Raw genomic sequence first — 22387 nt, 5'->3', positions numbered from 1 at the left:
GCCAGACCTGTATTTCTTACCGATGACAGCCCTTACTTTTGCGCTGAACCATCGTGCAGATTACATGCCCCCTCGCAAACTCGCTCTCCAGGAACTGAACCGCCTGTCGGTCGACGCTTTCCGTCAAACGCCTAAATTCCCTTACTGCCTGCTTCTCGACGACGTACGCAGCCTCAATAACGTAGGTTCCGTGTTCCGGACGGCCGATGCATTTCGGGCCGAAAAGCTGTATCTGTGCGGCATTACGGGACAGCCTCCTCACCGCGACATCACGAAAACGGCCCTCGGCGCCACGGAATCCGTCGTCTGGGAGCACGTTGCCGATGCGGTTGCACTGGTCAGGCAACTCCGGTCAACGGGCTGGCTAATAGCCGCCGTCGAACAGGCCGAAGGCAGCACTATGCTCTCTGACTTTCAGCCGATTCAGGGACAGGGTTACGTTTTTGTGCTAGGCAACGAAGTCAGTGGCGTAAATGAGCTGATTATTCAGCAGGCCGACCTGACGCTGGAAATACCACAGTTTGGCACCAAACATTCGCTCAATGTAGCTGTTACAGCTGGGGTGGTTTGCTGGGATTTCATCAACAAAATGTAACAAAAACTTAACATTGGACTTTTGATTGTCAGGGAAATTTCGTATTTATTTGTAGATTTTTTTCTTTCATACAATGGCAAACAAAATCACAAAAACAAAACAGAAATCACTGACAGCTGACATCGTCAGTTCGATTGAGACCAAACTGGGCGAGGCTGGTGAGGCTACCAAGAAGATGAAAAAGTCCATCGAGAAGTCGGCCGAGAAACTAGCCAAGAAGCTGGCCAAACTGATGGACAAGGCTGAAAAGAAAAAAGCAAAGCCAGCCAAAGCTACTGATAAAAAAGCCAAGAAAGAGGCCGCTAAAGCCACCAAAAACGCGGCTAAAGCTGAAAAGAACGCCAAACGCACGGCCAGCCAGAAGGCCAGCGAAGCGCCCCGATCAGAGCCGATCAGCATCAGCACGCCACCCACCATCACCCCGCCACCCCGCCCCCGGACGTCTCCCGCCAAAGCAGCCACATCGCGCAGCACAGCCGCCAAGACGACTACACCCAAAGCAGATACTACTACGGAGTCACCCGCCGAGACGGCTTGATTTCACCATTTTTTGTAATTCATAAACAAAAAGCCTGCATTAATGCAGGCTTTTTGTTTATGAATTACAAAAAATGGTAATTTTACTGTGACTTTTGAAACATCCGCTCGTCCATTGTTCTCTCAAGGCGATATCCACGCGCCAAACTCTTATATATCTGAACTGAACGGCGATATGCCTAACCGCTACTCTACTATCATTCTTATTGGTATTGCATTATTGCTGGCCGTTGTTACAGCCTCGCTGCTTTACACCAATTTATTGTCACTGCCGGTAGCGGTTCCTCAGATATCCCCTTCCTTTCGCTGGCTGACTTTTCTGGCGCTCGCCCTTATTTCCCAGGCGTTCATGGGCTATATTCTGTGGCGCATGTTGCGGCTGCGGCAACGATCGGTTATTCAGACGGAAGTATTGCATTCACTGGTGCACGAGTTTCAGACGCCCATAACAGCAATCCGCATGGCGGCCGATGTGCTGGATTCGCCCATTGCCCGCAACCAGCCCGAACGGTCAGAAAAATACATCCGTATCATTCGCGAAGAAACCGAACGACTCCAGCAGCAGGTGGAGACCATGCTGACGCTGGCGCGCGCCGATCGGAATACGCTCCTGCTGAACCTGGAGCCAGTCCCGATCCAGCAGCTGCTGCGCACTATTGCCGAACGCCATGGTGACTATCTCCAGCTTTCGCTACCCAGTTCAGACCCTTACCTGCTGGCCGATCGGCTTCATCTGACCAACGTATTGCATAACTTGCTCGATAACGCAGTCAAGTACAGCGACGGTCATCCGGACATTACCCTCTACGCTAAGATGAACGCGGGTAGCCTTCAGATTGCTGTCTGCGACCGGGGCGTTGGTATTTCCTCCCAGCACATTCAGCAGATATTCCAGCCCTTCTACCGGGTACATGACCGTCGGCAGCCCAATGTTAAAGGCTTCGGGCTGGGACTGAGCTACGTACAACGGATCGTAAAAGCGCACAACTGGCATATCGACGTCAAGAGTGAGCTTAACCAGGGTAGCGAGTTTATCATCCGCATTCCAACCGCGTCTGTTTTATCGGCCAACGCCGTCAGCACTACCCGTAAGCAGGTCGTCTAGCTTTTTACAGCCATCTTGAACGCTACCCGGCTGGTAATAACCGCTGGTGATGTTCCGTATGGATACTGATAAAGTCGATCATCTCCCGAACGGTCAGCTTGCCCAGGGCGGGGTGGGGCAGCTGGTAGCGGTCTAGATCGGCCGACGACCAGTCGGATACGCCAGCCGCCACCGACTGATACATAGTCAGTATTCGTTCCATCAGCTCAGCCCGGCTTATCAGGGTATCAGCCAACCGGGGTACCATACCATCGGGTGCTTTCACCCCCGATTCAAGCGCCTTTTCGTAATCGGCCGCCAGCTGCGCGTAACCCCGCGATGGCTTCTCTGCAAGCCCCCACGCCAGCAACACCTCACGAGGGCCCGCCACCAGCCGCGCTACGGGCCGGGCCGACAGATAGAGGTGCTGAACCACCTCCGCAACAGACCATTTCCCGGACGGTTTCTCCCGAAACATTGCTTCTGAATAATGGCTGATCTGATCGGCAAATGCCTGGTATCGGCTCCTGAGCCGGTCCAGGTCAGCTGGGATGTCTGGCGTCATAATTTATTGGTGCTTCAGGCGAACCCACTATGCGCTGCTAGCGCAACGCGGTGTAGCTCACGATTAAAAATAATCACAACCGCCTAATAATCAATATTTTAATTCGAAAAATAACTAACTAAAAATGATCTATACTGTCAATCTATTTGTTAGCACTATAGGCAGATGAAGCAGTGTCTGAAGCCGAATCTGACCGCTTTACTCAACGAACGCATGCAGCCTGATTTGATCCAGTTACCCCAGCCAGAACCGACGGCCGATCTGTTTTCCACCCAGCCCCGCCACCCGCGCCTGTGGATGCCCAAGCGGGTCGTTTTTACCGCCGACGCGCTCAAAGAACCATTCGGTAAGGCTATGCACGATCGGATTTCAGCCCTTGGCCTGCCCATCGACATTGCCCAGAACAACCGGATTACGGGTCTGCGGGGAGCCGACGAACGGGAAACCTACAGACTCGCCAAAAACACCCTGGCCGTAGTAAACGCCCCGGCTGGCGCGTTTAAGTTTCAACCCATTCCGCCCTCGGCCGACTGGCAGATGAACCTGGCCGAAGGCTGCCCCGCCCACTGTCAGTATTGCTATCTGGCCGGCAGCCTGAGTGGGCCACCGGTGGTCAAAGCCTTTGCCAATCTACCCAAACTACTGGCGCATACCGCCACTTACGAAGGCACTTATCCGCCCAACCGAACCTGGCAAAACTCCGCCGATGGGCTGGCTGACAACCGCCCAACGACCTTTGAAGTGAGCTGCTACACCGATGTACTCGGCATTGAACACCTGACCGGTAGCCTGGCCGAGTGTATTCGTTACTTCGGGACCCGCGAGCAAAGTCAGCTGCGGTTTGTTACGAAATACGGCCAGGTCGACCGCCTGATCGATCTGCCCCACCATGGCCAGACCCGGGCCCGCGTGAGCCTCAACGCCGATAGCATTGCCCGCCGGATCGAAGGCGGCACCGCTTCGGTCGAGGCCCGTCTGCAGGCCATCCGCCAGTTGGCGTTACCACGCGCACAGGGCGGTGGTGGCTATCCAATCGGCCTCGTCATTGCCCCTATTATGCCCATTCCGGACTGGCAGCAGCACTATACGGCGCTGCTCGACCGCATGCGGGAGCTGCTTACCTGGCCCGCCAGCTACGGCCCGATCGACATGAACGTAGAGTTCATTAGCCACCGGTTCACCCCCGGTTCCAAGGATGTGCTACTTCAATGGTATCCCAATACCTCGCTCGATATGGACGAAGCCACCCGTGCCCAGAAACGAAATAAATTTGGGGGCACAAAGTACGTTTACCGGCCAGACGACATGCGCGCCATGAAAGCATTTTTCTACACCGAATGGCAGAAGCGCTTCCCCAACGCACCCATTCTGTACTGGACGTAGTCGGTATCGTCGGGCGGCTCTGGCCGAAGAACAAAGCAGCCCGACACCCGTTCGACTACCACACCCGGGCCTGTTGTACCTCGGGTTTGTATAGCTTCTGGCCGGGTTTAACCCCAAAGGCCGTGTAGAAAGGAGCAAAGTTGGTCAGCGGACCGTTGACCCGGAATTTGGCGGGTGAGTGCGGGTCGGTAGCAATCCCGACCCGCTCGGCTTCGTCACGGATTTTGACCCGCCAGACCTGAGCAAACCCCAGGAAGAAGCGCTGATCAGGGGTGAACCCATCGATCTTGTCGTTACTTTGTCCCTGTTTGGTCAGCTTGAACGCCTGATACGCCAGCGTAATGCCCCCCAGGTCGGCCAGGTTTTCGCCCAGCGTCAGCCGACCGTTCAGGTGCAGGTTGTCGAGAACGGTATAGGCGTTGTACTGATTGACAACGGCCTGGGTTTTGGTTTCGAAGCGTTCGGCATCCTGCTTCGTCCACCAGTCGCGGAGGTTTCCGCTGGCATCGTACTGGCGCCCCTGATCGTCGAAGAGGTGGGTCATCTCATGCCCGATTACCATACCGATACCGCCGTAATTGATGGCGTCGTCGGCGTCTTTGTCGAAGAATGGAAACTGGAGTATGCCGGCCGGGAACACAATTTCGTTGTTGGTCGGGTTCGCGTAGGCGTTCACCGTTGGCGGAGTCATGCCCCACTCGGCCCGGTCGACAGGCTGGTTGATTTTCGCAAACTCTTCTCTATAGTAATGTTCCCGTGCCCGCTGTACGTTACCAAAGTAATCGTCGCGTTTCACGGCTACATCGGAGTAGTCTTTCCATTTGTCGGGGTAACCAATTTTCTTCACGAATTTATCCAGCTTATCCAAGGCTACCTCTTTGGTTTCGGGGGCCATCCAGTCGAGTTTCTGAATCCGCTCCCGGTATACGACCTGCAGGTTATTGACCAGCGACAGCATACGCTCCTTGGCTTCGGCGGTAAAGTATTTTTTCACCCATAGCTGACCGAGAGCCTCGCCCAGGGCGTCGTCGACCCGGTTGGCGATGCGTTTCCAGCGGTCGGGCATTTGTGGCTGGCCATACAGGGTCTTGTTGTTGAAGTCGAACCGGGCCTGCTCAAACTCACGGCTCAGCAAACTGGCATTGTTATCGATCAGGTCGAACACCAGCCGGTCTTTGAGCAGGCTGACAGGGGTTTTGGGCAACATGCTATCCAGCGCCTGGTAATAGCCCGGCTGGGCAACCAGTACTGTATCGATCCGGCTTAGCTCCATCGTATTCAGAAACGCGCGCCAGTTGAGGTTGGGCATCTGCCGGGTCAGGTCGGCAACGGCCAGCTTGTTGTAATTGGCTACTGGATCGCGCAGGTCGGCCGGGGCTTTGTGCGAGCGGGCCAGGGCTGTTTCGAACGCCAGAATAGCCTCCGCTTTGGTCCGGGCCGAAGCCGTATCCACGCCTGTCAGCGCAAAGAGTTTGGCGACATACGCCACAAAAGCCGTCCGGATTTTGCGGGTGGGCTCGTCGGTCTTGGTATAGTACTCTTTCTCCGGCAGCGACAAACCCGACTGGCCGAAATTGATCCGGTTGATGCTGCTCTGTCGGTCGTCGGCACCGATGTAAAAACCGAAAAAGGCCCCGCCCCGGTTGCTTTTGCTGGCGGCCATGTAGTTCAGCACATCCTTGTAGGTTGTCAGGGCGGCTATCCGGGCCAACTCGGCCTTTATAGGTTCGTAGCCAAGCTTGTTGATGGTAGCCGTATCCATGCCGCTGGCGTAGAAATCGCCAACCTGCTGCTCCACGGTGCCCGCTTTAGCGTCTGCTTTGGCTACTTCCTCCAGAATAGACTTCGTTTTCAGCTGGTTTTCGTCATAGAGCTGATAGAACGAGCCCCAACCAGTCTGATCGCCGGGGATCTTTGTTTTTCGGACCCACCCGCCATTGGCGTAGGAAAAAAAGTCGTTACCAGGGCTAATGGTTGTGTCCATACCTGCCTTGTCGAAGAAAACAGTTCGGCGGGCGGGTTCGCTGGTATCGCTCCGCTGCTGACAGGCGGCCAGGGTTAACAGACTCAGGCTTAGGCAGGAAAATTGCTGTATATGGCGCATGAATACCGGTATTAGGTGTTTGCTTTGTACTTTTGGGTAAAGATAACAGTCTGAATTATGAAGAAATTACTCATCATCGGCTTAGTGCTGGGTCTGTCTTCGGGGGCCTTTGCCCAGCAGGAGATCAGTTACCACGGCAAGAAAATCAACGAAAAAGGGGCTATTCAGGCTACTGAACTGGCCACCCAGATGGGCAGCAAGGAAAAGATGCCCGCCAAAGTAGAAGGTACCGTCGAGTCGGTCTGCAAGGTAAAAGGCTGCTGGATGAAGGTGAAAACCGGCGATGGGCAGACCATGCGGGTAACCTTCAAAGATTACGGCTTCTTTGTCCCGAAAGACATTGTCGGTAAAACAGTCGTGGTTCAGGGAACCGCCGAAACCAGCGTCACGCCCGTTGACGAACTCCGTCATTACGCCCAGGACGCCGGTAAGTCGAAAGAAGATATCGAGAAAATTACGGAGCCCGAAAAGGCCCTGACGTTTGTTGCCGACGGGGTCATCGTGAAAAAATAACGGACGCTTGCAACCATACGGGAACGGCGTGGGTCTGACTGACAACTACTCACGCATCATTCCTATGAAATCGCTCATCCGTTTTTTTGCGGCACCGCTCCTCGGGCTGAGTATGCTCTGTGCCTGCCAGTCGCAAACATCAGACGCCACCCCCTCCGATAAAGTGGTCCTGGGTTTTCAAAAATCAGCCCGGCTGGCGTCTGGCCTGACCGTGCGCGTCGACTCCCTGACCGATAGCCGCTGCCCAACCGGTGTTACCTGTGTTTGGGCCGGCCAGGCCGTTGCCGCCGTGACGATCAACGCAGGAACAGACGCCCAAACGCGCAGACTGGTGCTGGAGCCGGGGCAGACGGACCGAAGAGACTCGACAACGGTGCTGTTCGACAACGTCACGTATAAGGTCATCCTGCGCGAGGTCATCCCCTACCCGGTTGGCAACGAACGACCCGAACAGCAGGCCATCATTCAGATAGCCCGGCTGTAGTAAAGCATAGCTGCAAAATTCGTATTTTTCAGGCCGCAACGACCCGTTGCGGCCTTTTTCGTACTTAACCGTCTACTTCATGCGTACCTTGTACCTGCTGGCAGGCCTCTGTCTGCTGTCTACTCCCCTGCTGGCCCAGCGGACCCTGCTCCATTGCGGCAATCTTTTCACCGGAACCAGTAATGACCTGCAACCCCAGATGACGGTGGTTGTTGAAGGCAACAAGATTACGGCCGTTCAGAAAGGCTACCTGGCTCCCGCCGGTGCCGACCGGGTCCTGGATCTGAAAAGCAAAACGGTTTTACCCGGCCTGATCGACATGCACGTTCACCTCGAGTCCGAGACCCGGCGCGGAGGGCAGATCGATCAGTTTACGCAGAATGTGCCCGACATTGCCTACAAAGCCGCCAAACATGCCAGAACGACCCTGCTCGCCGGCTTCACCACCGTGCGCGACCTGGGCGGATCGGGGGTCAACATTTCCCTGCGCAATGCCATCAATCAGGGATTGATTGAAGGGCCGCGCGTGCTGACCGTTGGGAAAAGTATTGCAACGACCGGCGGCCATGCCGACCCCACCAACGGCTACCGTCGGGATCTGATGGGCGATCCGGGTCCGGCCGAAGGCGTAATCAACAGTGCCGAAGATGCCCATAAAGCCGTCCGGCAACGCTACAAGGAAGGGTCTGATCTGATTAAAATCACCGCGACGGGGGGCGTTCTGAGCAACGCTAAAGATGGGTCAGGCCCGCAGTTTACCGACGAAGAGGTAAAAGCCATTGTTGTGGCAGCCAAAGATTACGGATTTGCGGTAGCTGCCCATGCCCACGGTGCCGAAGGCATGAAACGAGCCATCCGGGCAGGCGTTCAAACCATCGAACACGGCACCTACATGGACGACGAAGCCATTGCGCTTTTCAAAAAACACGGCACCTACTACGTTCCGACGATCATTGCCGGCAAAACCGTAGCTGATTCGGCCCGTATGTTCGGCTACTACCCGGCGCTGGTTCGGCCGAAGGCGCTGGCCATCGGTCCCAAGATTCAGAATACGTTTGCCAAAGCCTACAAGGCGGGGGTCAACATCGCCTTCGGTACCGATGCGGGCGTGTTTATCCACGGCTATAACGCCAAAGAGTTCGAATACATGGTCGAAGCCGGTATGCCTGCCGTCGAAGCTATTCGAACGGCCCTGCTCAATAACGCCCGGCTACTGGGGATGGAAACCCAGATCGGCTCGATCGAAGTGGGAAAACTGGCCGACATCATAGCCGTGGACGAAAACCCCGTGCAGCAAATCAAAACATTGCAAGCCGTCCGATTTGTGATGAAGGATGGCACCGTGTATAAGCAGTAGCCGACCGGGTTCTGGTTAAGGGGGCAGTACTCCCGAACGTACCGACGGCAGCTTCGGGCCGATGGGCAAAATCTAGCAGCAGGTGCTCCACACAGTAGCTCAGGTTCCGGGCGTCGCGCATACTCAGATAAGCCGGATTGCCGATCAGCTGCAGGCTTGCCGACCGTTGGGTTTCATTATCCCGCCAGAGCAGCTGCAGGGGTACATCGCCTTCGGCGCTGGCATACCGCTCAACCCGGCATTCGAGACCCTCGATGGGAAAAACCGGAACCGGGGGTATGTGCTTCACCAGCACGTCGAAGAGCCGGGCCTGTGGCCCGTTAGTATCGCTAAGCCGCTGAATCAGGTGGCTCATCGGATAAAACCGATGGCTGCCGTCGGCCCGGCTCTGGCGCTTGATGGTGCGCAGCAGCATAGGCAGAGTCTGATCCGGGTCGTATTTGATCTGGATAGGTAACAGGCAGTCGAAACGCCCCAGCGTTGAGCGTTGCCGCTTCGACTGCCTACCGGCTACAACCCGCCCAAATACACAGACCGACTGCTGGCCAGCGCGCGAGAAATAAATAGTCAGTGCGGCCAGTAACAGATCGGCAGGGGCGGCTCCTGTGCTGGCCACGGCCAGGTTCAGCGTACGGCCGAAGCTTTCGTCAGCCGGTAGACGGTACAGCTGCCGGGTCAGAAACTGCCCCGTAGCCTGCTCGTTTAACAACGGAGACGGAAGATCGGCGAATTGTTTCTGCCAGTAGACATGATCTTCGGAATAGGCCAGGCTGTTCAGGTAAACGCGGGCCGATTCTACCTCGTCAGCGTACGATGGCGCCTGCGACGGCATAGGCTCGTCGGCCTGCATAGCGGAGTAAGCTTCGGTGATGTAGCGTATGAGTCGATCGAAGCCGGCGTCGTCGAGTAGCAGGCGGTGGCCCCGCACCAGCAGCCGATGCTCGTAATCGGACACCCGCAGCAGGGCTAAGTCGAAGAATCGGCGGTCGGCCAGATCGAAAGGCTTGACGAACCAGTTTATGGCCCAGGCATCGGCAGCCTGGCGGGGATTGGGGTTTTCGCTGCAGTCGAGTAGTGGCAGGATGGGTCGGCGAAACTGGTCGGTGATCGTTACCCGCGGTGCTGCTTCGGCCAGGTCGAACTGCCAGCGGAATACGTCGAACATGACAGGCAGGTGATCAACGACCCGACGAACCAGCGCGTAATTGAGTGAGCCCGTTAAGACCAGGCAGCCGCCGACAGCCTGATCAGGGCTGCCAGTCTGGCCCGGTTGTCGATTAAGAAGTTCTTCCTGAGCCAGGTGTAATGGCAGGGAAGTGGTTAAAAGAGGAAATGAGTTTTTCATATAGGCCCGTTGGTTTAGGCGTAATGAGCATAGTAAATACCACCCGAAAGGTACGCCCTGTCACTACGCACAGGCAGCACTTGTCGGTAAACGGCCCGCCAACGTAGGCGAACGAGTAAAACGTGCGGGTAAGCGATTTTCATCGAATGGTATCCCGACAAACATACAGCGATACCATTCGCTAGAAAGTAGTATACTGAACGTTGCAGTTTTAGTAACTTGACACATGAATGACTGTTCACTTGTAGTTCCCTACCTTCCTCTATGAATGTTTTAACCTCCTGGCTATTAGTCTGTACCTCTCTCCTGGGCAGCTACGTGGCTTCTGCCCAGAAACAATTTCTTCCCGATTCACTAAACCACGCGCCCGACAGTACCAAGGCCTGGACCCTACGCCAAATCGGCGACTCCCTCGTTCGGATCAGCCAGCTCGCCCCAGCCAAACAGGCTTACCTCGAAGCGCTGGATGTATCGCTGACGGCCAAAGAACCCGACCCTGGTACCATCGGCTTATCCTACCGGGGGGTCGGCTACTGGTATGAACAGGCCAACGAGCTGCGCGAAGCCATTCAGTATTATCAGAAAGCACTTGGCTACCTGCGCCAGTACGGCAACACCTTCCACGTGGCCCGGACCCTCAAGTTCATCAGCGGAGCCTATACCCGGCTGAACGATCTCAAAATGGCCCGGCACTACCTGAACCAGGCCGTTACCGTAGCGCAGCAGTCCAGAAATATTGATTTGCTGATGGAGCTGGATGGTGAACTGGCGATCGTAGAAGCCAAAAGCAACCGGCACGACCGGGCGCTGGTTCTCAACCAGAAAATTGCAGATTACTACCGGCAGAAAAAGGATTGGAGCACGTACTACGGGGTATTGATCAACGTGGCGCTTACCTACAAGAACCTGGGACAATACGCACAGTCAGAAGCTATCTTCCGATCTATTCTGACATACAGCAAACAGGCGAAAGACACGTTTCTGGAAGGGTATGTCCATACCAATATACCGAACGCTCTGATTCCGCAGGGTAAACTCGACGAAGCGGAAGCTCATTGTAAACAGGCCTTGATCTGGGCCGTACAGACCGGCGCCGGCAAGTATAGCATTCTGGAAGATATTTATGGCAATCTGAGCAAAACCTACCAGAAGCGGGGCAATTACAGGCAGGCTCTCGCCTATTACGAGCAGCGGACAGCCGCTCACGACAGCGTGTTCAACGAGATTCGGAACCGCCAGCTGGCCGAGGTGGAAGCACGCTTTCAGACGCAGGAAAAGCAGGCTCAGATTCAGGTACTGGACGCCATAAATGCTGCAAAAACCCGCCAGGTCTGGGCCGGGGCCACCGGTATCTTACTACTTTCCATCCTATCGGGCACCCTGTTTGTCTTCTACCGCCGGATTCGGCGCAACCGCGCTCAGATTCAGCAGCAGTCAGAACAGCTGACACTGATGATGAAAGAACTGCATCACCGGGTCAAGAATAACCTGGCCATTGTTTCCAGCCTGCTCCGGCTTCAGTCGAACCGGCTCGACGACGAGAAAGCCATTGCTGCAGTGCGGGTTGGCCAGCAGCGGGTAGAAGCAATGTCGATGATTCACCAGCGACTATACCAGACCGACCGGGTATCTACGGTCAATATGAGCGAGTTCCTGACCGATCTCAGCGAGAGCCTCATGCGGGCGTACGGGTTTGCTCCCGATGATTTCGACCTGCAACTCGACATCGAACTCAACGAACTGGATGTCGACGTAGCCATGCCGCTCGGACTCATTGTGAACGAACTGGTTACCAATGCCTTCAAGTACGCCTATGCCGATGTGCAGCGGCCGAAACTGCGGATCAGCCTGCACCGGCAGAATGGGCTGGCGCAGCCCGGCCTGACGCTGGAAGTGCAGGACAATGGCCCCGGACTCGATACCGCCGACTGGCAGCGGGCCGGCCATCGGACCTCGTTTGGCAAGCGGCTTATCTATTCCCTGAGTGAGCAACTGGATGGCCAGCTTGAACTGATTCGGCAGAACGGCACCCTCTGTCGGCTCTATATTCCTCAAACCAAACTACGGGCCGCAGCCTGATCATCATGACGGATCGCATCAATATACTGATCGTTGAAGACGAAGCTATCCTGGCGATGGATCTGAGCGATATGCTCGAAGACGAAGGGTACTACGTTGTCGGTACGGCCAATAACGGCCGAAAAGCTCTCGATCTGTTTCAGCATAATCCGGTGGATCTGGTGCTGTGCGATATTACCATCAAGGGCGACTGGGATGGCATCGAAACCATTGGGCAGCTGGTCAGCATTCGGCAGGTGCCGGTAATTTATCTGACGGCCCTCACTGACCGCTCGACCATTGCCCGGGCCAAAGAAACGTTTCCGGCGGCCTACATTACCAAACCCTTTGACAGCTCGCAACTGCGCTTGGCCATCGAAATGGCTCTCAACAGCTTCTCATTGCGGATTTTGGCTCCCCAACCACCCGCTACGCCGGTTACAGAAGCCAAAGTACGCCCGCTTACCGGCGAGAAGCCGACCCCGGAGAAAGACCCCAGCCGAACCGCGCCGATTCTGCGAATCAACGATGCGTTGTTCGTGAAACAGAATTATCAGTTCGTAAAAGTATTGTTGAGTGAGGTGCTGTACCTCGAAGCCGACGACATCTATACGACCATCAACACCACGGGTCGAAAGTACGTAGTGCGGCTCTCGCTGAGCCAGATGATCGAACGGCTACAGGCCAACCGGCTGGCCCGCACCCACCGATCGTTCGTTGTCAACCTGGATCGGATTGACTCCTTCAGCGACCACGAGGTTATGGTTGGCGGACACTCGCTACCACTCGGCCGTAACTACAAAGACGAGTTCCTGCGGCACTTCCCGGTTTGTTAGAACCCGAAATACCGCTCAGCGTTCCGGTAACAGATGTCCTGCACGATCTGGCCAATCCAGTCGATATCGGCCGGCAACTCGCCGTTCTCGACGTCGTTTCCGAAGATGTTGCACAGAATCCGGCGGAAGTACTCGTGTCGGCTGTAAGACAGGAAGCTTCTGGAATCGGTTAGCATACCCACAAAGGCGCTCAGCAGACCCATATTCGACAGGGCGTTGATCTGCTTCTCCATCCCGTCTTTCTGATCGAGGAACCACCAGCCCGACCCGAACTGTACTTTGCCACGCACCGACCCATCGTTGAAGTTACCGATCATGGTAGCAATCACTTCGTTATCGGCAGGATTGAGGTTGTAAAGAATGGTTTTAGCCAGCTTATTCCGGTCGTCGAGGCCACCCAGAAAACGCGACAGCGAGGCCGCCTGCTGAAAATCGCCGATCGAGTCCCAACCCGTATCGGGGCCAAGCTCACGAAGCCGCCGACGGTTGTTGTTCCGCAACGCACCCAGATGAAACTGCTGCGTCCAGCCTTTTTCGTGATCCCACTCGGCAAACTGCACCAGCATGAACGACCGAAACCGGGCCATCTGGTCGGGACTGAGTGGTTGCTCAGTCTGGGTCAGGGTATTGAAAATGGTCTGTACCTCGCTCTCCGTATAAGCCACAGCATCAATGTACTCGAGCCCGTGGTCAGACAAACGGCAGCCCATGTCGGCAAAGTAATCGTGCCGGGCTTTCAGCGCGTCGAGATAATCGGCCAGGGTACGTATATCGCGGTTGCTCAGGGCGCTCAGCTTCTGAACATAAGCCCGGAATGCCCTTGGGTCGTCAACAGCCATCGCTTTGTCGGGGCGGAACGTAGGCAGAATTTTAACATCGAACCGACTCTGGGCAATAGCGCGGTGGTACTCGAGCGAATCGAGCGGATCGTCGGTGGTGCAGACCACCCGTACGTCGAAATGAGTCAGCAGCTGCCGGGTCGACAACTGGGGTAGCTGCTCGTTGCAGCGGTCGTAGGTGTCGCGGGCTGTAGCCGGGCTGAGCACATCGGTAATGCCGAACGGATTGCGGAGCTCCAGGTGCGTCCAGTGGTAGAGCGGGTTCCGCAGCGTATACGGCACCGTTTCGGCCCATTTTTCAAACTTTTCCCAGTCGCTGGCATCGCCGGTGCAGTAGCGCTCATCGATTCCGTGCGTCCGCATAGCCCGCCACTTGTAGTGATCTCCGTAGAGCCAGAGCTGGGTTATGGTGTCGAACTGCCGGTCCTGCGCAATCTGATCGGGCGGCAGGTGGCAATGGTAATCGATAATCGGCATTGATCGGGCGTAATCGTGATAAAGCCGTCGTGCCGTATCGGTCTGCAGCAGAAAATCGTCGGAGAGAAAAGTGGGGGTCGGCGTCAGCGTGTTCATGACAGGAAAAGGAGCGAAATCCGGATTTCTCCCCGTTGATCGTGGTTTTATGGTTTACCCGCTTCGAGGGGACGGGCGCTGACAGCCGACGCGTCGGCTACCGGAGCACTGGCCATCCACTTGCGGATAATCCCAGCCAGCGGCCTGAATTCAATCAGAAACCCATCGTGTCCGTATAACGAGTCGATTTCCTCATAGGTCGCGTCGGGGATATGACGCGCCAGGAACTGCTGCTCCGATACCGGAAAGAGCAGATCGGACCGAATACCAACAACCAGCGTCCGCGCCCGAATCTGGCCCAGTGCATTCAGGATACTGCCGCGGTTTCGCCCGACATTGTGCGAGTCCATCACCTTGGAGAGCGTCCAGTAGGTGAACGCGTTGAAGCGTTCGGCCAGTTTATCCCCCTGATACCGCTGGTACCCGGCGGCTTTGTAGCCATCCATCTGTTCGTTATTATCCAGCGCCTGGGTAAAACTATAGGTATCGTAATTGCGGTACGAAATCATGGCCATGGCGCGGGCGGCTTTCATACCGGCAACCCCGGCGTCGGCGCGTCTTTCGCGCCAGGTCGGGTCTGCGTCGATGGCCATCCGCTGCGCTTCATTGAACGCAATGCACCAGGGCGATGCCACGGCGCTGGTTGCCACCACGATCAGGTTATCGATCAGACCGGGCTGCGCAATGGCCCATTCGAGGGCCTGCTCACCACCCAGTGAACCACCCACGCAGGTATGTATTTTATCAATGCCCAGCTCCTGTCGTAACAGGTCGAGCGCCCCCACCATGTCCCGGACCGTTATGGGCGGGAAGTCATGGTAGTACGGCTGACCCGTTTCCGGATTCGCCGACAGCGGCCCGGTCGACCCGTAGCAGGACCCCAGCACGTTGGCACAAACAATAAAATCCCGATCGGGGTCGAAGTATTTACCGGCACCGATCATACCGCCCCACCAGTCTCCGGCATCGGCGTTACCGGTTAAGGCATGGCAAATCCAGACCACGTTCGAGCGGTCGCGCTGCAGCGTTCCGCGGGTGGTATAGGCCAGCCGAAACCCGGGCAGGCTCGCGCCAGATTCGAGTGGAAATGAATACTTGTAGTCGAAATACTGAAGGTCCAAACGTAAAAAAGGTTTTCAGTTCGCTGGTTTCGCGGCCGGTTTCTAAGGTCGATCCGGACGGCCAAACCAGCGAACTGCGCTGTTCATACTAAACCGCTACTGGCTCAGCAATGGCCGCAAAGGCCTGCTCCAGATCTGCTTTTATGTCATCGATGTATTCAATACCCGCCGAGATCCGCAACAGACCGGGTTCGACCCCCGCGCTGGCCTGATCCTGCTCACTTAATTGCTGGTGCGTAGTCGAAGCCGGATGGATAATCAGCGTTTTCGAGTCACCCACGTTGGCCAGGTGACTTACCAGCTTCAGGCTGTTGACAAAGCGGTCGGCCGCTTCTTTACCACCTTTCACCTTAAACGTAAAGACGCCCCCGAAGCCCCGCTTGAGGTACTTTTTGGCCAGTTCATGATACGGGCTGCTGGCCAGGCCGGGGTAGTTGACTACCTCTACCTGCTCATGCTGTTCGAGCCACTGCGCCAGCGCCAGTGCGTTCTGTACGGTACGATCTACGCGCAACGACAGGGTTTCCAGCCCCTGCAGCAACAGGAAGGAGTTGAACGGGCTGATGGCCGGACCCCAGTCGCGCAGGCCCTCTACCCGGGCCCGGATAATGAACTGAATATTGCCGAACGGACCACCCACTCCAAACACCTCGCTGAAGACCATGCCGTGGTACCCCTCCGACGGCTCGGAGAACTGCGGAAACTTACCATTCCCCCAGTTGTAATTGCCACTGTCGACAATGACGCCCCCAATGCTCGTGCCGTGACCACCGATCCATTTGGTAGCCGACTCGACCACAACGGCCGCTCCGTGTTCGATAGGCCGGAACAGGTAGCCCCCGGCGCCAAACGTATTATCGACAATAATGGGCAGGTCGTGTCGCTTCGCCAGGGCCGCGATGGCCTCAAAGTCGGGAATGTTGAAGCCCGGGTTACCGATCGTTTCGAGGTAGATCGCCTTTGTTTTGTCGTCGATCAGTTGCTCGAACGATTCGGGTTTGTCGCCATCGGCAAAGCGGGCTTCGATGCCCAGGCGTTTGAACGATACCTTAAACTGGTTGTAGGTGCCCCCGTACAAAAACGAGGTAGTTACGAAGTTATCGCCGGCGCTCAGGATGTTGGTCAGCGCAATAAACTGAGCCGCCTGCCCCGATGCCACTGCCAGAGCGGCTACCCCGCCTTCGAGGGCTGCAATCCGCTTCTCGAACACATCGGACGTCGGGTTCATGATGCGGGTATAAATGTTGCCGAACGCTTTCAGCGCAAACAGATCCGCACCGTGGGCCGAATCGTTAAAAACATACGAAGTTGTCTGATAGATAGGTACCGCCCGTGAATTAGTAGTTGGGTCGGCTTCCTGACCTGCGTGTAGCTGAAGGGTATCGAAATGCAATGAAGAAGACATGATATTTAGTGGTTTTGGCTTGGAATATTCCAGTGGATTCAGACGGCTGAGCCATCCGGTTACAGGCTGACTTCGTCGGGTCTTGACAGATACCGGCGGCCAGGCGCGCGATCAACCCTCCCGGTTGTCGTGGCGGAGTGTGTGTGATACTTAGTAGGCCCGAACGGGCATACACTGTTGGCTGTAGAGCATGTGCATAAACGATTTATAGTCCCTAATGTCCGCCGGAGCGGCTGCTTTAGGCAGGAGTTAGCACCTTGCCGTGTGGTAGGTTGCCAGCGGTTCACAGAGCCTGATCTCTCCCCCGCTTCTGTATAAATCAACCCGCGCCCCTGAAGAAAAAGACGCGTAACAATTGACTTGATGACGCAAGTATACAGGGCAAAACGTCGTTAACCAAACCTATTCTGGTTTTTCTGTCCGTTCCCTCTTTTTTTATTTTTCGGGGTCAGACCGCCTGCCGGATGTCGGGTTTGTTCGTTACTTTTGTCTGGTAACACACCCAATCAATGAGCCAAACCTACCGATATAATCGTGAAAATGCCACCCGGGTGGCTGGTACAACCACGCTTAAAGACGCTATCGGGCAGTTGTTGAAACAGTATCAGTTACAGACACGCTTCAACGAAACCTATCTCGAAGCGTTCTGGAGCCGCATGATGGGCCAGGCCATTGCCTCACGTACCAAACGGTTGTACGTCCGTGAACGTAAGCTCTACATCGAGATTACCTCTGCCCCACTCCGCAACGAACTCGTCAATGCCAAGCAGAAGCTAATTCAGGTTATCAACCGCGATATGAACGCCGAGGTCATTGATGATGTGGTCTTTATCTAGGTAAACCTTCGGCAAACTCCTGCATTGTCATAAACTCGCCCCGGCCTTTGAGGTCCTGCACCAGGGCATCGACCCGGTCGAGCAGCAGACCGCTCGAATGACGGCGAACGTAAGCCGGAATCTGGTCATAGGCCGCCAGATCGGTAAACTCCCACGGATGTACGTATAGATTCAGGAAGCCGTCGGACCGTAAGGTTTGGCGGCATAATTGTTTATAGAGAGCAAACGGGAAGTTTTTCAGACTAAGCCAGAACAGGGGCAGCCGTAGCGAAGGCGTTACCGACGCCGGAATCTGCCAGACGCCCGATTCCCGAAACGGATGCCGGGGCTCTCCCCAGTGGTTATACCGGCCCGGCAGCCAGGTCGGGTGCAACGATGAATTGTATTGATACCCGGCCTGCTGCACATCAACCGGATTGACATAGCCCATGCGGGCGCGCCGGAAGCCGGTAACCGGTCGACCCAGCAACTCCTCAAGCGCCAGTCGGGACGTCAGCAGATCGGCGGGCTCGAAGGTAGTATGGTAATAGCCGTGGGACGCAATCTCATGACGGGCAGCCAGCTGCCCCATCAGAACAGGTTCGTGTAGTGCGTAATTGGCTGTAGTAAAGAGTGTAGCCCGTACGTTGTTCGATTCGAGCTGCTGGTTCAGACTGATCAGGCCCCGCGTCGATACGGCTACCTGTTCGCTCAGCGGGATAGCATGGCCGAACTCCAGCGCTGTGTCAAATTCCTCTACGTCAACGGTGAATAAAATAGATCGTTCTGGGTGGTGGGTTGCCATGAAGTTACGGTCTCGTCAATATCACTTGTGTCGCTGATGATATAGGCTGGTCTTCCTTTTACTTCAACGAACGTTTTTCCTAAATACACGCCGATAATGCCAATCATGATGAACTGTACGCCACCAATCAGAGCCATCAGCACAACCAGCGTTGTCCAGCCCGACACGGTCGCGTCGGTGAAGAAATATTCATACAGCACCTCCACGCCAAACAGAATAGCAAACAGCGACATGCCGAAACCGAGCATAACGGACAAATACAGCGGCCGGGTAGAGAAAGAGGTAATGCCCATGGCGGCCAGTTTCAGCATTTTCCGGATGGAGTATTTTGACCGGCCGGCATACCGGGCAGCGGGCTCGTACAGAATACGGCATTGCCGGAAGCCAACCCAGGAAATGGCCCCGCGTAAAAACAGATCATTCTCCTTGAATTGCCGGATTACGTCGATAACTTTCCGGTCAAGCAGCCGAAAATCCGCGGCCCCATCTTCAAGCTCCAGGTCCGAAACCCGGCGCAGCAGCTGGTAGAAATACTTCGACGAGTTTCGTTTGAACCAGGAGAGTTTCGGATCAGGGCGACGCACGGTATAAACGACCTCATAGCCCTGCCGCCATTTCTCGATTAGCGTCGGGATCAGTTCAGGCGGGTGCTGCAGGTCGGCATCGAGGCAGATGACGGCATCGCCACGCGCGTTTTCGTAGCCGGCCCGCAAGGCCATCTGGTGACCGAAATTGCGCGAAAACGATATAAATCGAACCGCCGGATACCTCTGACTCAGTTGCCGGAGTACATAGCGGGTCTGATCGCTGCTGCCATCATCAACGATCAGTATTTCGTAAAGACCCTCAGAAGCCATGACCGATGTTAGTCGTTGAACCAACACGGTCAGGTTCTCTTCTTCATTAAAGGCTGGCACGACTAGGCTAATCATACCTGGTTGCAGCTTCATACGTTTACTGGCTTACTAATTAGATAGGTACGGCAGGTCCGCTCTGAGTGGAGCCAAAGTTAAGTACATATACCTAACGGCAGATAACTCAAAAATTAAAGTTAGCTTAAACTTACCTTAAAAGCGGCCTGGTATTAAGGCTACACCAAGTATGAATTATCTATGAAAAAATCTATGTTATCCAACAGAAAATCAGACAAACAGCGGTTATATGGCGCAGACAGCCAGCTGGTTGATCAGGAAGAACGGCGGCTCGATCTGGGCTTCGGCTCCACCTTTACTGATCCCAACTCCCGACTGATCAATAAAGATGGCAGCATCAACGTTACCCGAACCAACACTTCGTTCCGGGACCGGGTAAACCTCTACAACCGGCTGATTACGATGAACTGGCCCTCCTTTTTTGGGGTGGTGCTCCTGCTGTATTTCTCGGAGAATATGGTATTCGCCTGCATTTATATGCTGGTCGGTCCTGAATACCTGCTCGGTCTGGATAAGGTGACGGATGGGAGCCCTTTGGGACAATTCTGGGGAGCTTTCTTCTTCAGCGCCCAGACCCTTACGACCGTTGGCTACGGCCACATCAGTCCCTCGGGGTATTTGATCAGCGCTATTGCTGCGCTCGAGTCAATGATCGGTCTGCTGGCCTTCGCGCTGGTGACGGGGCTTCTATACGGCCGTTTCTCGCGCCCTGTGGCACATATACGCTTTTCGACCCACGCCTTGTTTGCGCCTTATCTGGATGTGAATGGCTGGATGTTTCGTATCGTTCACCAGCGCGCTAACCAGCTCATTGACGTACAGGTAGACGTATCACTGTCACGGCTGGAAACCCGACCCGACGGGGTGCGTCACCGGCGATACTATAACCTGGAGCTGGAGCGCAACCGGGTAAACTTCTTCCCCACCAACTGGACACTGGTTCATCCCATCACACCGGGCAGTCCGCTACAGCAGTGTACACCCGACGATCTGGCCGAATCAGATGCCGAATTTCTGATCCTGTTGCGGGCTACTGACGATACCTTTTCGCAGGTTGTACACACCCGCTATTCCTATCGGTACGATGAGGTTTTGTGGGGCCGAAAATTTTTGCCGATGCTGGATGGCAACCAACCAGGCGGGGCCTTACTCGATCTCGCCAAACTGGATGATACGATAGAGGCTCCGCTCAACTGACCTTATCGGCTTCCTTCGATCACAGGTCCGCTTATGCTAACGAGAATATACTCAGTCATGACCTGACCTCATATCTAGATTTCTATAAGCATAATCTTTAAGTAATGAGAATTATATGTTTACTAAAATATCAATTTAACTACTTTATTTCACTTTTTTATTCGGGATTGGCGTCATCGGTCAACTGTCGGCTCCGGCTCAAAATACATAACGCCGACGTGTACAATTTTCCACTGCTCTCCTTCTCGTTCGAGGTAGCGTACCTGCTGGCTGTGGGTAGTTGGTCGGCCATGGCAGCTCATTACCTGACAGAAGGTGACGAAAGCCGCATCGCCCCGAATCCGGATTCGATAGTCCCGATTGACAAATACGGAAGAGTCTGGTTCGGCCATCTGACGAAACGAGCTGGTCAGTCCCCTGCGCAGCGCCGTCTGTTCGCCCTGCGCCACGACCACCCGACCGTCTCCCAGGCTAACCCGCTGCGATAGTTCCGTATGATTAGCCCAGCAGCTGGCCTGCTCTGTCGCATTGCGGTTCAGGTAAGCCTGTGCCTCTCGTTCAATAACGATACAGATTGCCCGTTCATCGGCTGGTAGTGACTGGGCAATAAGGATCCGGCTAAACAGCACGAAACCAAGGATAATACCAAATTGACACACGCGGTTCATAGTCGTGAAGGAAGGATTCAGGGCAGTACACCAAATCGCTGACAAACAATGATTTATCCGGACAGAGTCGGATCTGATCAAACCTAAATCACATACCCCAAACCACAAAACGGGTTGATTAAACGGTGCCTCCTATTGAGTAAGGGGCAACCGAAAGCCCAGTTCCTCCGGGCAATTCTTCCTTTAACTTCCTGACCCGGCACTACCCAAAAGCAGAACAATCCGTTTACTTTGCCAGCATGTTAATTGACGAATCTGTTCTAGTAACTCCTCCCGTTCTGCGCCCCGGCGATACAGTAGGGGTTGTATCGCCCGCCAGCTGGTTTCCGTATGATGAACTGGCCGAAGGGTTACGCATCTTACGCGACGACTGGCAGCTTACGGTTATTGAAGGCAACAGCCTGCGGGCGCAGGAGGGTCCGTTTGCGGGCTCTGACGAGCTGCGCCGGGCGGATCTGCAACGGTTCTTCGACGATCCGTCGGTGAAGGCCATATTTGCTACGCGGGGTGGCTACGGCTGCTACCGGCTGGCCGACGAACTTGACCTGACCGGTTTGCGGACTTCCCCGAAATGGCTCATTGGATTCAGCGACGTGACGGTGCTGCTCAGCCTATTTTATACTGCCGGTATTGTCAGCCTGCACGGCCTGATGCCCCGGCAGTATGGCCAGCCCGAACGCGCCGAAGCCCTGGAGTCGGTACGGCAGTGGTTGTTCGGCGAGCAGCCCGGCGCCTATACCGTAGCCGCTCATCCCCTCAACCGGGTGGGTCAGGCATCGGGACCACTGGTGGGCGGCAACCTGACCATGCTGATCAACTCGATCGGTACCCCAACCGATGTGGATCTGACTGGCACGATTCTGTTCATCGAAGATATTGACGAGACCCTGTTCTCACTCGACCGCATGATGACTCAGCTACGCCGGGGTGGTCGTTTGGCGAAGCTGGCGGGGCTCGTGGTCGGGCAGTTCACCGACATGCGCACCAATCCATCATTACCGTTTGGAAAAGACGCTTACCAGCTGATTGCCGAGGCCGTGTCGGCCTACTCGTACCCGGTTCTGTTCAACTTTCCGGCGGGTCATGTCAATGTTAATCTGGCCTTGCCTATCGGGAAACGGGTTATCGTAACGACCGGCCCAACGGGAGGTACTCTTACCTTCCCATAAAA

21 protein-coding genes and 1 riboswitch are annotated in these 22387 nt (G+C 55.3%); of the genes, 12 read left to right on the top strand and 9 right to left on the bottom strand.

Features of this window, described 5'->3' with window-relative positions; genetic code table 11:
- Positions 1-64 precede the first annotated feature (64 nt).
- The 3 genes from FBR45_RS04910 to FBR45_RS04900 all read left to right on the top strand — a co-directional run bounded on the left by FBR45_RS04910 (position 65) and on the right by FBR45_RS04900 (position 2237).
- Positions 65-595, top strand: a complete 531-nt coding sequence (locus FBR45_RS04910) for an RNA methyltransferase (RefSeq protein ID WP_138501934.1) — start codon at positions 65-67, stop codon at positions 593-595.
- A 73-nt stretch (positions 596-668) separates the two neighbouring features.
- Positions 669-1133 carry a hypothetical protein gene (locus tag FBR45_RS04905; protein ID WP_138499850.1) on the top strand — a complete coding sequence of 155 codons (465 nt, stop codon included), beginning with the start codon at positions 669-671 and terminating at the stop codon, positions 1131-1133.
- Positions 1134-1307: 174 nt separating this feature from the next.
- Positions 1308-2237 carry a sensor histidine kinase gene (locus FBR45_RS04900; RefSeq protein WP_138499848.1) on the top strand — a complete coding sequence of 310 codons (930 nt, stop codon included), beginning with the start codon at positions 1308-1310 and terminating at the stop codon, positions 2235-2237.
- Positions 2238-2259: 22 nt separating this feature from the next.
- Here the strand turns inward: FBR45_RS04900 and FBR45_RS04895 are convergent, their stop codons facing one another.
- Positions 2260-2781: a DinB family protein gene (locus FBR45_RS04895; protein WP_138499846.1), complete on the bottom strand. Its 522-nt coding sequence runs from the start codon at positions 2779-2781 to the stop codon at positions 2260-2262.
- A gap of 165 nt (positions 2782-2946) precedes the next feature.
- Here FBR45_RS04895 and FBR45_RS04890 point away from each other — a divergent pair, with 165 nt between their 5' ends.
- The gene (locus tag FBR45_RS04890) at positions 2947-4164 is read left to right on the top strand and encodes a spore photoproduct lyase family protein (protein WP_246082108.1); all 1218 of its coding nucleotides are present in this window, start codon (positions 2947-2949) and stop codon (positions 4162-4164) included.
- 55 nt (positions 4165-4219) lie between these two features.
- Here FBR45_RS04890 and FBR45_RS04885 read toward each other — a convergent pair whose 3' ends face one another.
- Positions 4220-6268: a M13 family metallopeptidase gene (locus tag FBR45_RS04885; RefSeq protein WP_138499844.1), complete on the bottom strand. Its 2049-nt coding sequence runs from the start codon at positions 6266-6268 to the stop codon at positions 4220-4222.
- A 57-nt stretch (positions 6269-6325) separates the two neighbouring features.
- Between FBR45_RS04885 and FBR45_RS04880 the strand changes: the two genes are divergently transcribed.
- The 3 genes from FBR45_RS04880 (at position 6326) to FBR45_RS04870 (ending at position 8622) form a co-directional block, all read left to right on the top strand.
- Positions 6326-6781, top strand: coding sequence for a DUF4920 domain-containing protein (locus FBR45_RS04880; RefSeq protein ID WP_138499842.1), 456 nt, complete (start codon positions 6326-6328; stop codon positions 6779-6781).
- Between the two features lie 64 nt (positions 6782-6845).
- Positions 6846-7265 (top strand): hypothetical protein, encoded by a 420-nt coding sequence (locus FBR45_RS04875; protein ID WP_138499840.1) that lies wholly within the window; start codon positions 6846-6848, stop codon positions 7263-7265.
- A gap of 79 nt (positions 7266-7344) precedes the next feature.
- A complete protein-coding gene (locus FBR45_RS04870; protein WP_138499838.1) occupies positions 7345-8622 on the top strand; it encodes a metal-dependent hydrolase family protein in 1278 nt (425 codons plus the stop codon).
- On the opposite strand, the gene FBR45_RS04865 is transcribed toward FBR45_RS04870, so the two are convergent.
- Positions 8564-9967: a condensation domain-containing protein gene (locus FBR45_RS04865; RefSeq protein WP_138499836.1), complete on the bottom strand. Its 1404-nt coding sequence runs from the start codon at positions 9965-9967 to the stop codon at positions 8564-8566. The two genes, FBR45_RS04870 and FBR45_RS04865, sit on opposite strands and share 59 nt — an antisense overlap.
- Before the next feature lie 264 nt (positions 9968-10231).
- Between FBR45_RS04865 and FBR45_RS04860 the strand changes: the two genes are divergently transcribed.
- Positions 10232-12046: a histidine kinase dimerization/phosphoacceptor domain -containing protein gene (locus FBR45_RS04860; protein ID WP_138499834.1), complete on the top strand. Its 1815-nt coding sequence runs from the start codon at positions 10232-10234 to the stop codon at positions 12044-12046.
- A 5-nt stretch (positions 12047-12051) separates the two neighbouring features.
- A complete protein-coding gene (locus tag FBR45_RS04855; protein WP_138499832.1) occupies positions 12052-12861 on the top strand; it encodes a response regulator in 810 nt (269 codons plus the stop codon).
- Here the strand turns inward: FBR45_RS04855 and uxaC are convergent.
- The 3 genes from uxaC to FBR45_RS04840 all read right to left on the bottom strand — a co-directional run bounded on the left by uxaC (position 12858) and on the right by FBR45_RS04840 (position 16799).
- Entirely contained in the window at positions 12858-14273 is a 1416-nt protein-coding gene (gene uxaC / locus FBR45_RS04850; protein ID WP_138499830.1) for a glucuronate isomerase, read from the bottom strand. The genes FBR45_RS04855 and uxaC overlap by 4 nt on opposite strands.
- A 47-nt stretch (positions 14274-14320) precedes the next feature.
- Positions 14321-15394, bottom strand: coding sequence for a homoserine O-acetyltransferase family protein (locus FBR45_RS04845; protein ID WP_138499828.1), 1074 nt, complete (start codon positions 15392-15394; stop codon positions 14321-14323).
- A gap of 88 nt (positions 15395-15482) precedes the next feature.
- A complete protein-coding gene (locus FBR45_RS04840; RefSeq protein ID WP_138499826.1) occupies positions 15483-16799 on the bottom strand; it encodes an O-acetylhomoserine aminocarboxypropyltransferase/cysteine synthase family protein in 1317 nt (438 codons plus the stop codon).
- Between the two features lie 202 nt (positions 16800-17001).
- Positions 17002-17120, bottom strand: a riboswitch (SAM riboswitch).
- Between the two features lie 188 nt (positions 17121-17308).
- Here FBR45_RS04840 and FBR45_RS04835 point away from each other — a divergent pair.
- On the top strand, positions 17309-17635 hold the full coding sequence (locus FBR45_RS04835; RefSeq protein ID WP_077919155.1) for a DUF721 domain-containing protein: 327 nt from the start codon (positions 17309-17311) through the stop codon (positions 17633-17635).
- Here the strand turns inward: FBR45_RS04835 and FBR45_RS04830 are convergent.
- Both FBR45_RS04830 and FBR45_RS04825 read right to left on the bottom strand, forming a co-directional pair.
- Positions 17628-18419, bottom strand: coding sequence for a polysaccharide deacetylase family protein (locus tag FBR45_RS04830; RefSeq protein ID WP_138499824.1), 792 nt, complete (start codon positions 18417-18419; stop codon positions 17628-17630). The two genes, FBR45_RS04835 and FBR45_RS04830, sit on opposite strands and share 8 nt — an antisense overlap.
- Positions 18371-19369, bottom strand: a complete 999-nt coding sequence (locus FBR45_RS04825; protein WP_171044835.1) for a glycosyltransferase family 2 protein — start codon at positions 19367-19369, stop codon at positions 18371-18373. Before FBR45_RS04825 ends, FBR45_RS04830 begins: the two co-directional genes overlap by 49 nt.
- A 162-nt stretch (positions 19370-19531) precedes the next feature.
- Here FBR45_RS04825 and FBR45_RS04820 point away from each other — a divergent pair, with 162 nt between their 5' ends.
- Positions 19532-20548: an ion channel gene (locus tag FBR45_RS04820; protein ID WP_246082107.1), complete on the top strand. Its 1017-nt coding sequence runs from the start codon at positions 19532-19534 to the stop codon at positions 20546-20548.
- Positions 20549-20721: 173 nt separating this feature from the next.
- On the opposite strand, the gene FBR45_RS04815 is transcribed toward FBR45_RS04820, so the two are convergent.
- Positions 20722-21216: a nuclear transport factor 2 family protein gene (locus FBR45_RS04815; protein WP_138499818.1), complete on the bottom strand. Its 495-nt coding sequence runs from the start codon at positions 21214-21216 to the stop codon at positions 20722-20724.
- A 239-nt stretch (positions 21217-21455) separates the two neighbouring features.
- On the opposite strand from FBR45_RS04815, the gene FBR45_RS04810 reads away from it, so the two are divergent.
- Complete coding sequence (locus tag FBR45_RS04810; RefSeq protein ID WP_138499816.1) at positions 21456-22385, top strand: S66 peptidase family protein; 930 nt, start codon at positions 21456-21458, stop codon at positions 22383-22385.
- Positions 22386-22387 lie beyond the last annotated feature (2 nt).

This window comes from Spirosoma lacussanchae (assembly GCF_005870035.1).
Lineage (GTDB): Bacteria > Bacteroidota > Bacteroidia > Cytophagales > Spirosomataceae > Spirosoma > Spirosoma lacussanchae.
Note: the sequence above shows the minus strand (reverse complement) of the source record. Positions and strands in the feature narration are given on the sequence as shown.

Excerpts from the sequence above, each read along its gene's own strand:
- FBR45_RS04910 (WP_138501934.1), top strand. The coding sequence starts at position 65 with ATGCCCCCTCGCAAACTCGCTCTCCAGGAACTGAACCGCCTGTCGGTC.
- FBR45_RS04905 (WP_138499850.1), top strand. The coding sequence starts at position 669 with ATGGCAAACAAAATCACAAAAACAAAACAGAAATCACTGACAGCTGAC.
- FBR45_RS04900 (WP_138499848.1), top strand. The coding sequence starts at position 1,308 with ATGCCTAACCGCTACTCTACTATCATTCTTATTGGTATTGCATTATTG.
- FBR45_RS04895 (WP_138499846.1), bottom strand. The coding sequence starts at position 2,781 with ATGACGCCAGACATCCCAGCTGACCTGGACCGGCTCAGGAGCCGATAC.
- FBR45_RS04890 (WP_246082108.1), top strand. The coding sequence starts at position 2,947 with ATGAAGCAGTGTCTGAAGCCGAATCTGACCGCTTTACTCAACGAACGC.
- FBR45_RS04885 (WP_138499844.1), bottom strand. The coding sequence starts at position 6,268 with ATGCGCCATATACAGCAATTTTCCTGCCTAAGCCTGAGTCTGTTAACC.
- FBR45_RS04880 (WP_138499842.1), top strand. The coding sequence starts at position 6,326 with ATGAAGAAATTACTCATCATCGGCTTAGTGCTGGGTCTGTCTTCGGGG.
- FBR45_RS04875 (WP_138499840.1), top strand. The coding sequence starts at position 6,846 with ATGAAATCGCTCATCCGTTTTTTTGCGGCACCGCTCCTCGGGCTGAGT.
- FBR45_RS04870 (WP_138499838.1), top strand. The coding sequence starts at position 7,345 with ATGCGTACCTTGTACCTGCTGGCAGGCCTCTGTCTGCTGTCTACTCCC.
- FBR45_RS04865 (WP_138499836.1), bottom strand. The coding sequence starts at position 9,967 with ATGAAAAACTCATTTCCTCTTTTAACCACTTCCCTGCCATTACACCTG.
- FBR45_RS04860 (WP_138499834.1), top strand. The coding sequence starts at position 10,232 with ATGAATGTTTTAACCTCCTGGCTATTAGTCTGTACCTCTCTCCTGGGC.
- FBR45_RS04855 (WP_138499832.1), top strand. The coding sequence starts at position 12,052 with ATGACGGATCGCATCAATATACTGATCGTTGAAGACGAAGCTATCCTG.
- uxaC (WP_138499830.1), bottom strand. The coding sequence starts at position 14,273 with ATGAACACGCTGACGCCGACCCCCACTTTTCTCTCCGACGATTTTCTG.
- FBR45_RS04840 (WP_138499826.1), bottom strand. The coding sequence starts at position 16,799 with ATGTCTTCTTCATTGCATTTCGATACCCTTCAGCTACACGCAGGTCAG.
- FBR45_RS04835 (WP_077919155.1), top strand. The coding sequence starts at position 17,309 with ATGAGCCAAACCTACCGATATAATCGTGAAAATGCCACCCGGGTGGCT.
- FBR45_RS04830 (WP_138499824.1), bottom strand. The coding sequence starts at position 18,419 with ATGGCAACCCACCACCCAGAACGATCTATTTTATTCACCGTTGACGTA.
- FBR45_RS04825 (WP_171044835.1), bottom strand. The coding sequence starts at position 19,369 with ATGAAGCTGCAACCAGGTATGATTAGCCTAGTCGTGCCAGCCTTTAAT.
- FBR45_RS04820 (WP_246082107.1), top strand. The coding sequence starts at position 19,532 with ATGAAAAAATCTATGTTATCCAACAGAAAATCAGACAAACAGCGGTTA.
- FBR45_RS04815 (WP_138499818.1), bottom strand. The coding sequence starts at position 21,216 with ATGAACCGCGTGTGTCAATTTGGTATTATCCTTGGTTTCGTGCTGTTT.
- FBR45_RS04810 (WP_138499816.1), top strand. The coding sequence starts at position 21,456 with ATGTTAATTGACGAATCTGTTCTAGTAACTCCTCCCGTTCTGCGCCCC.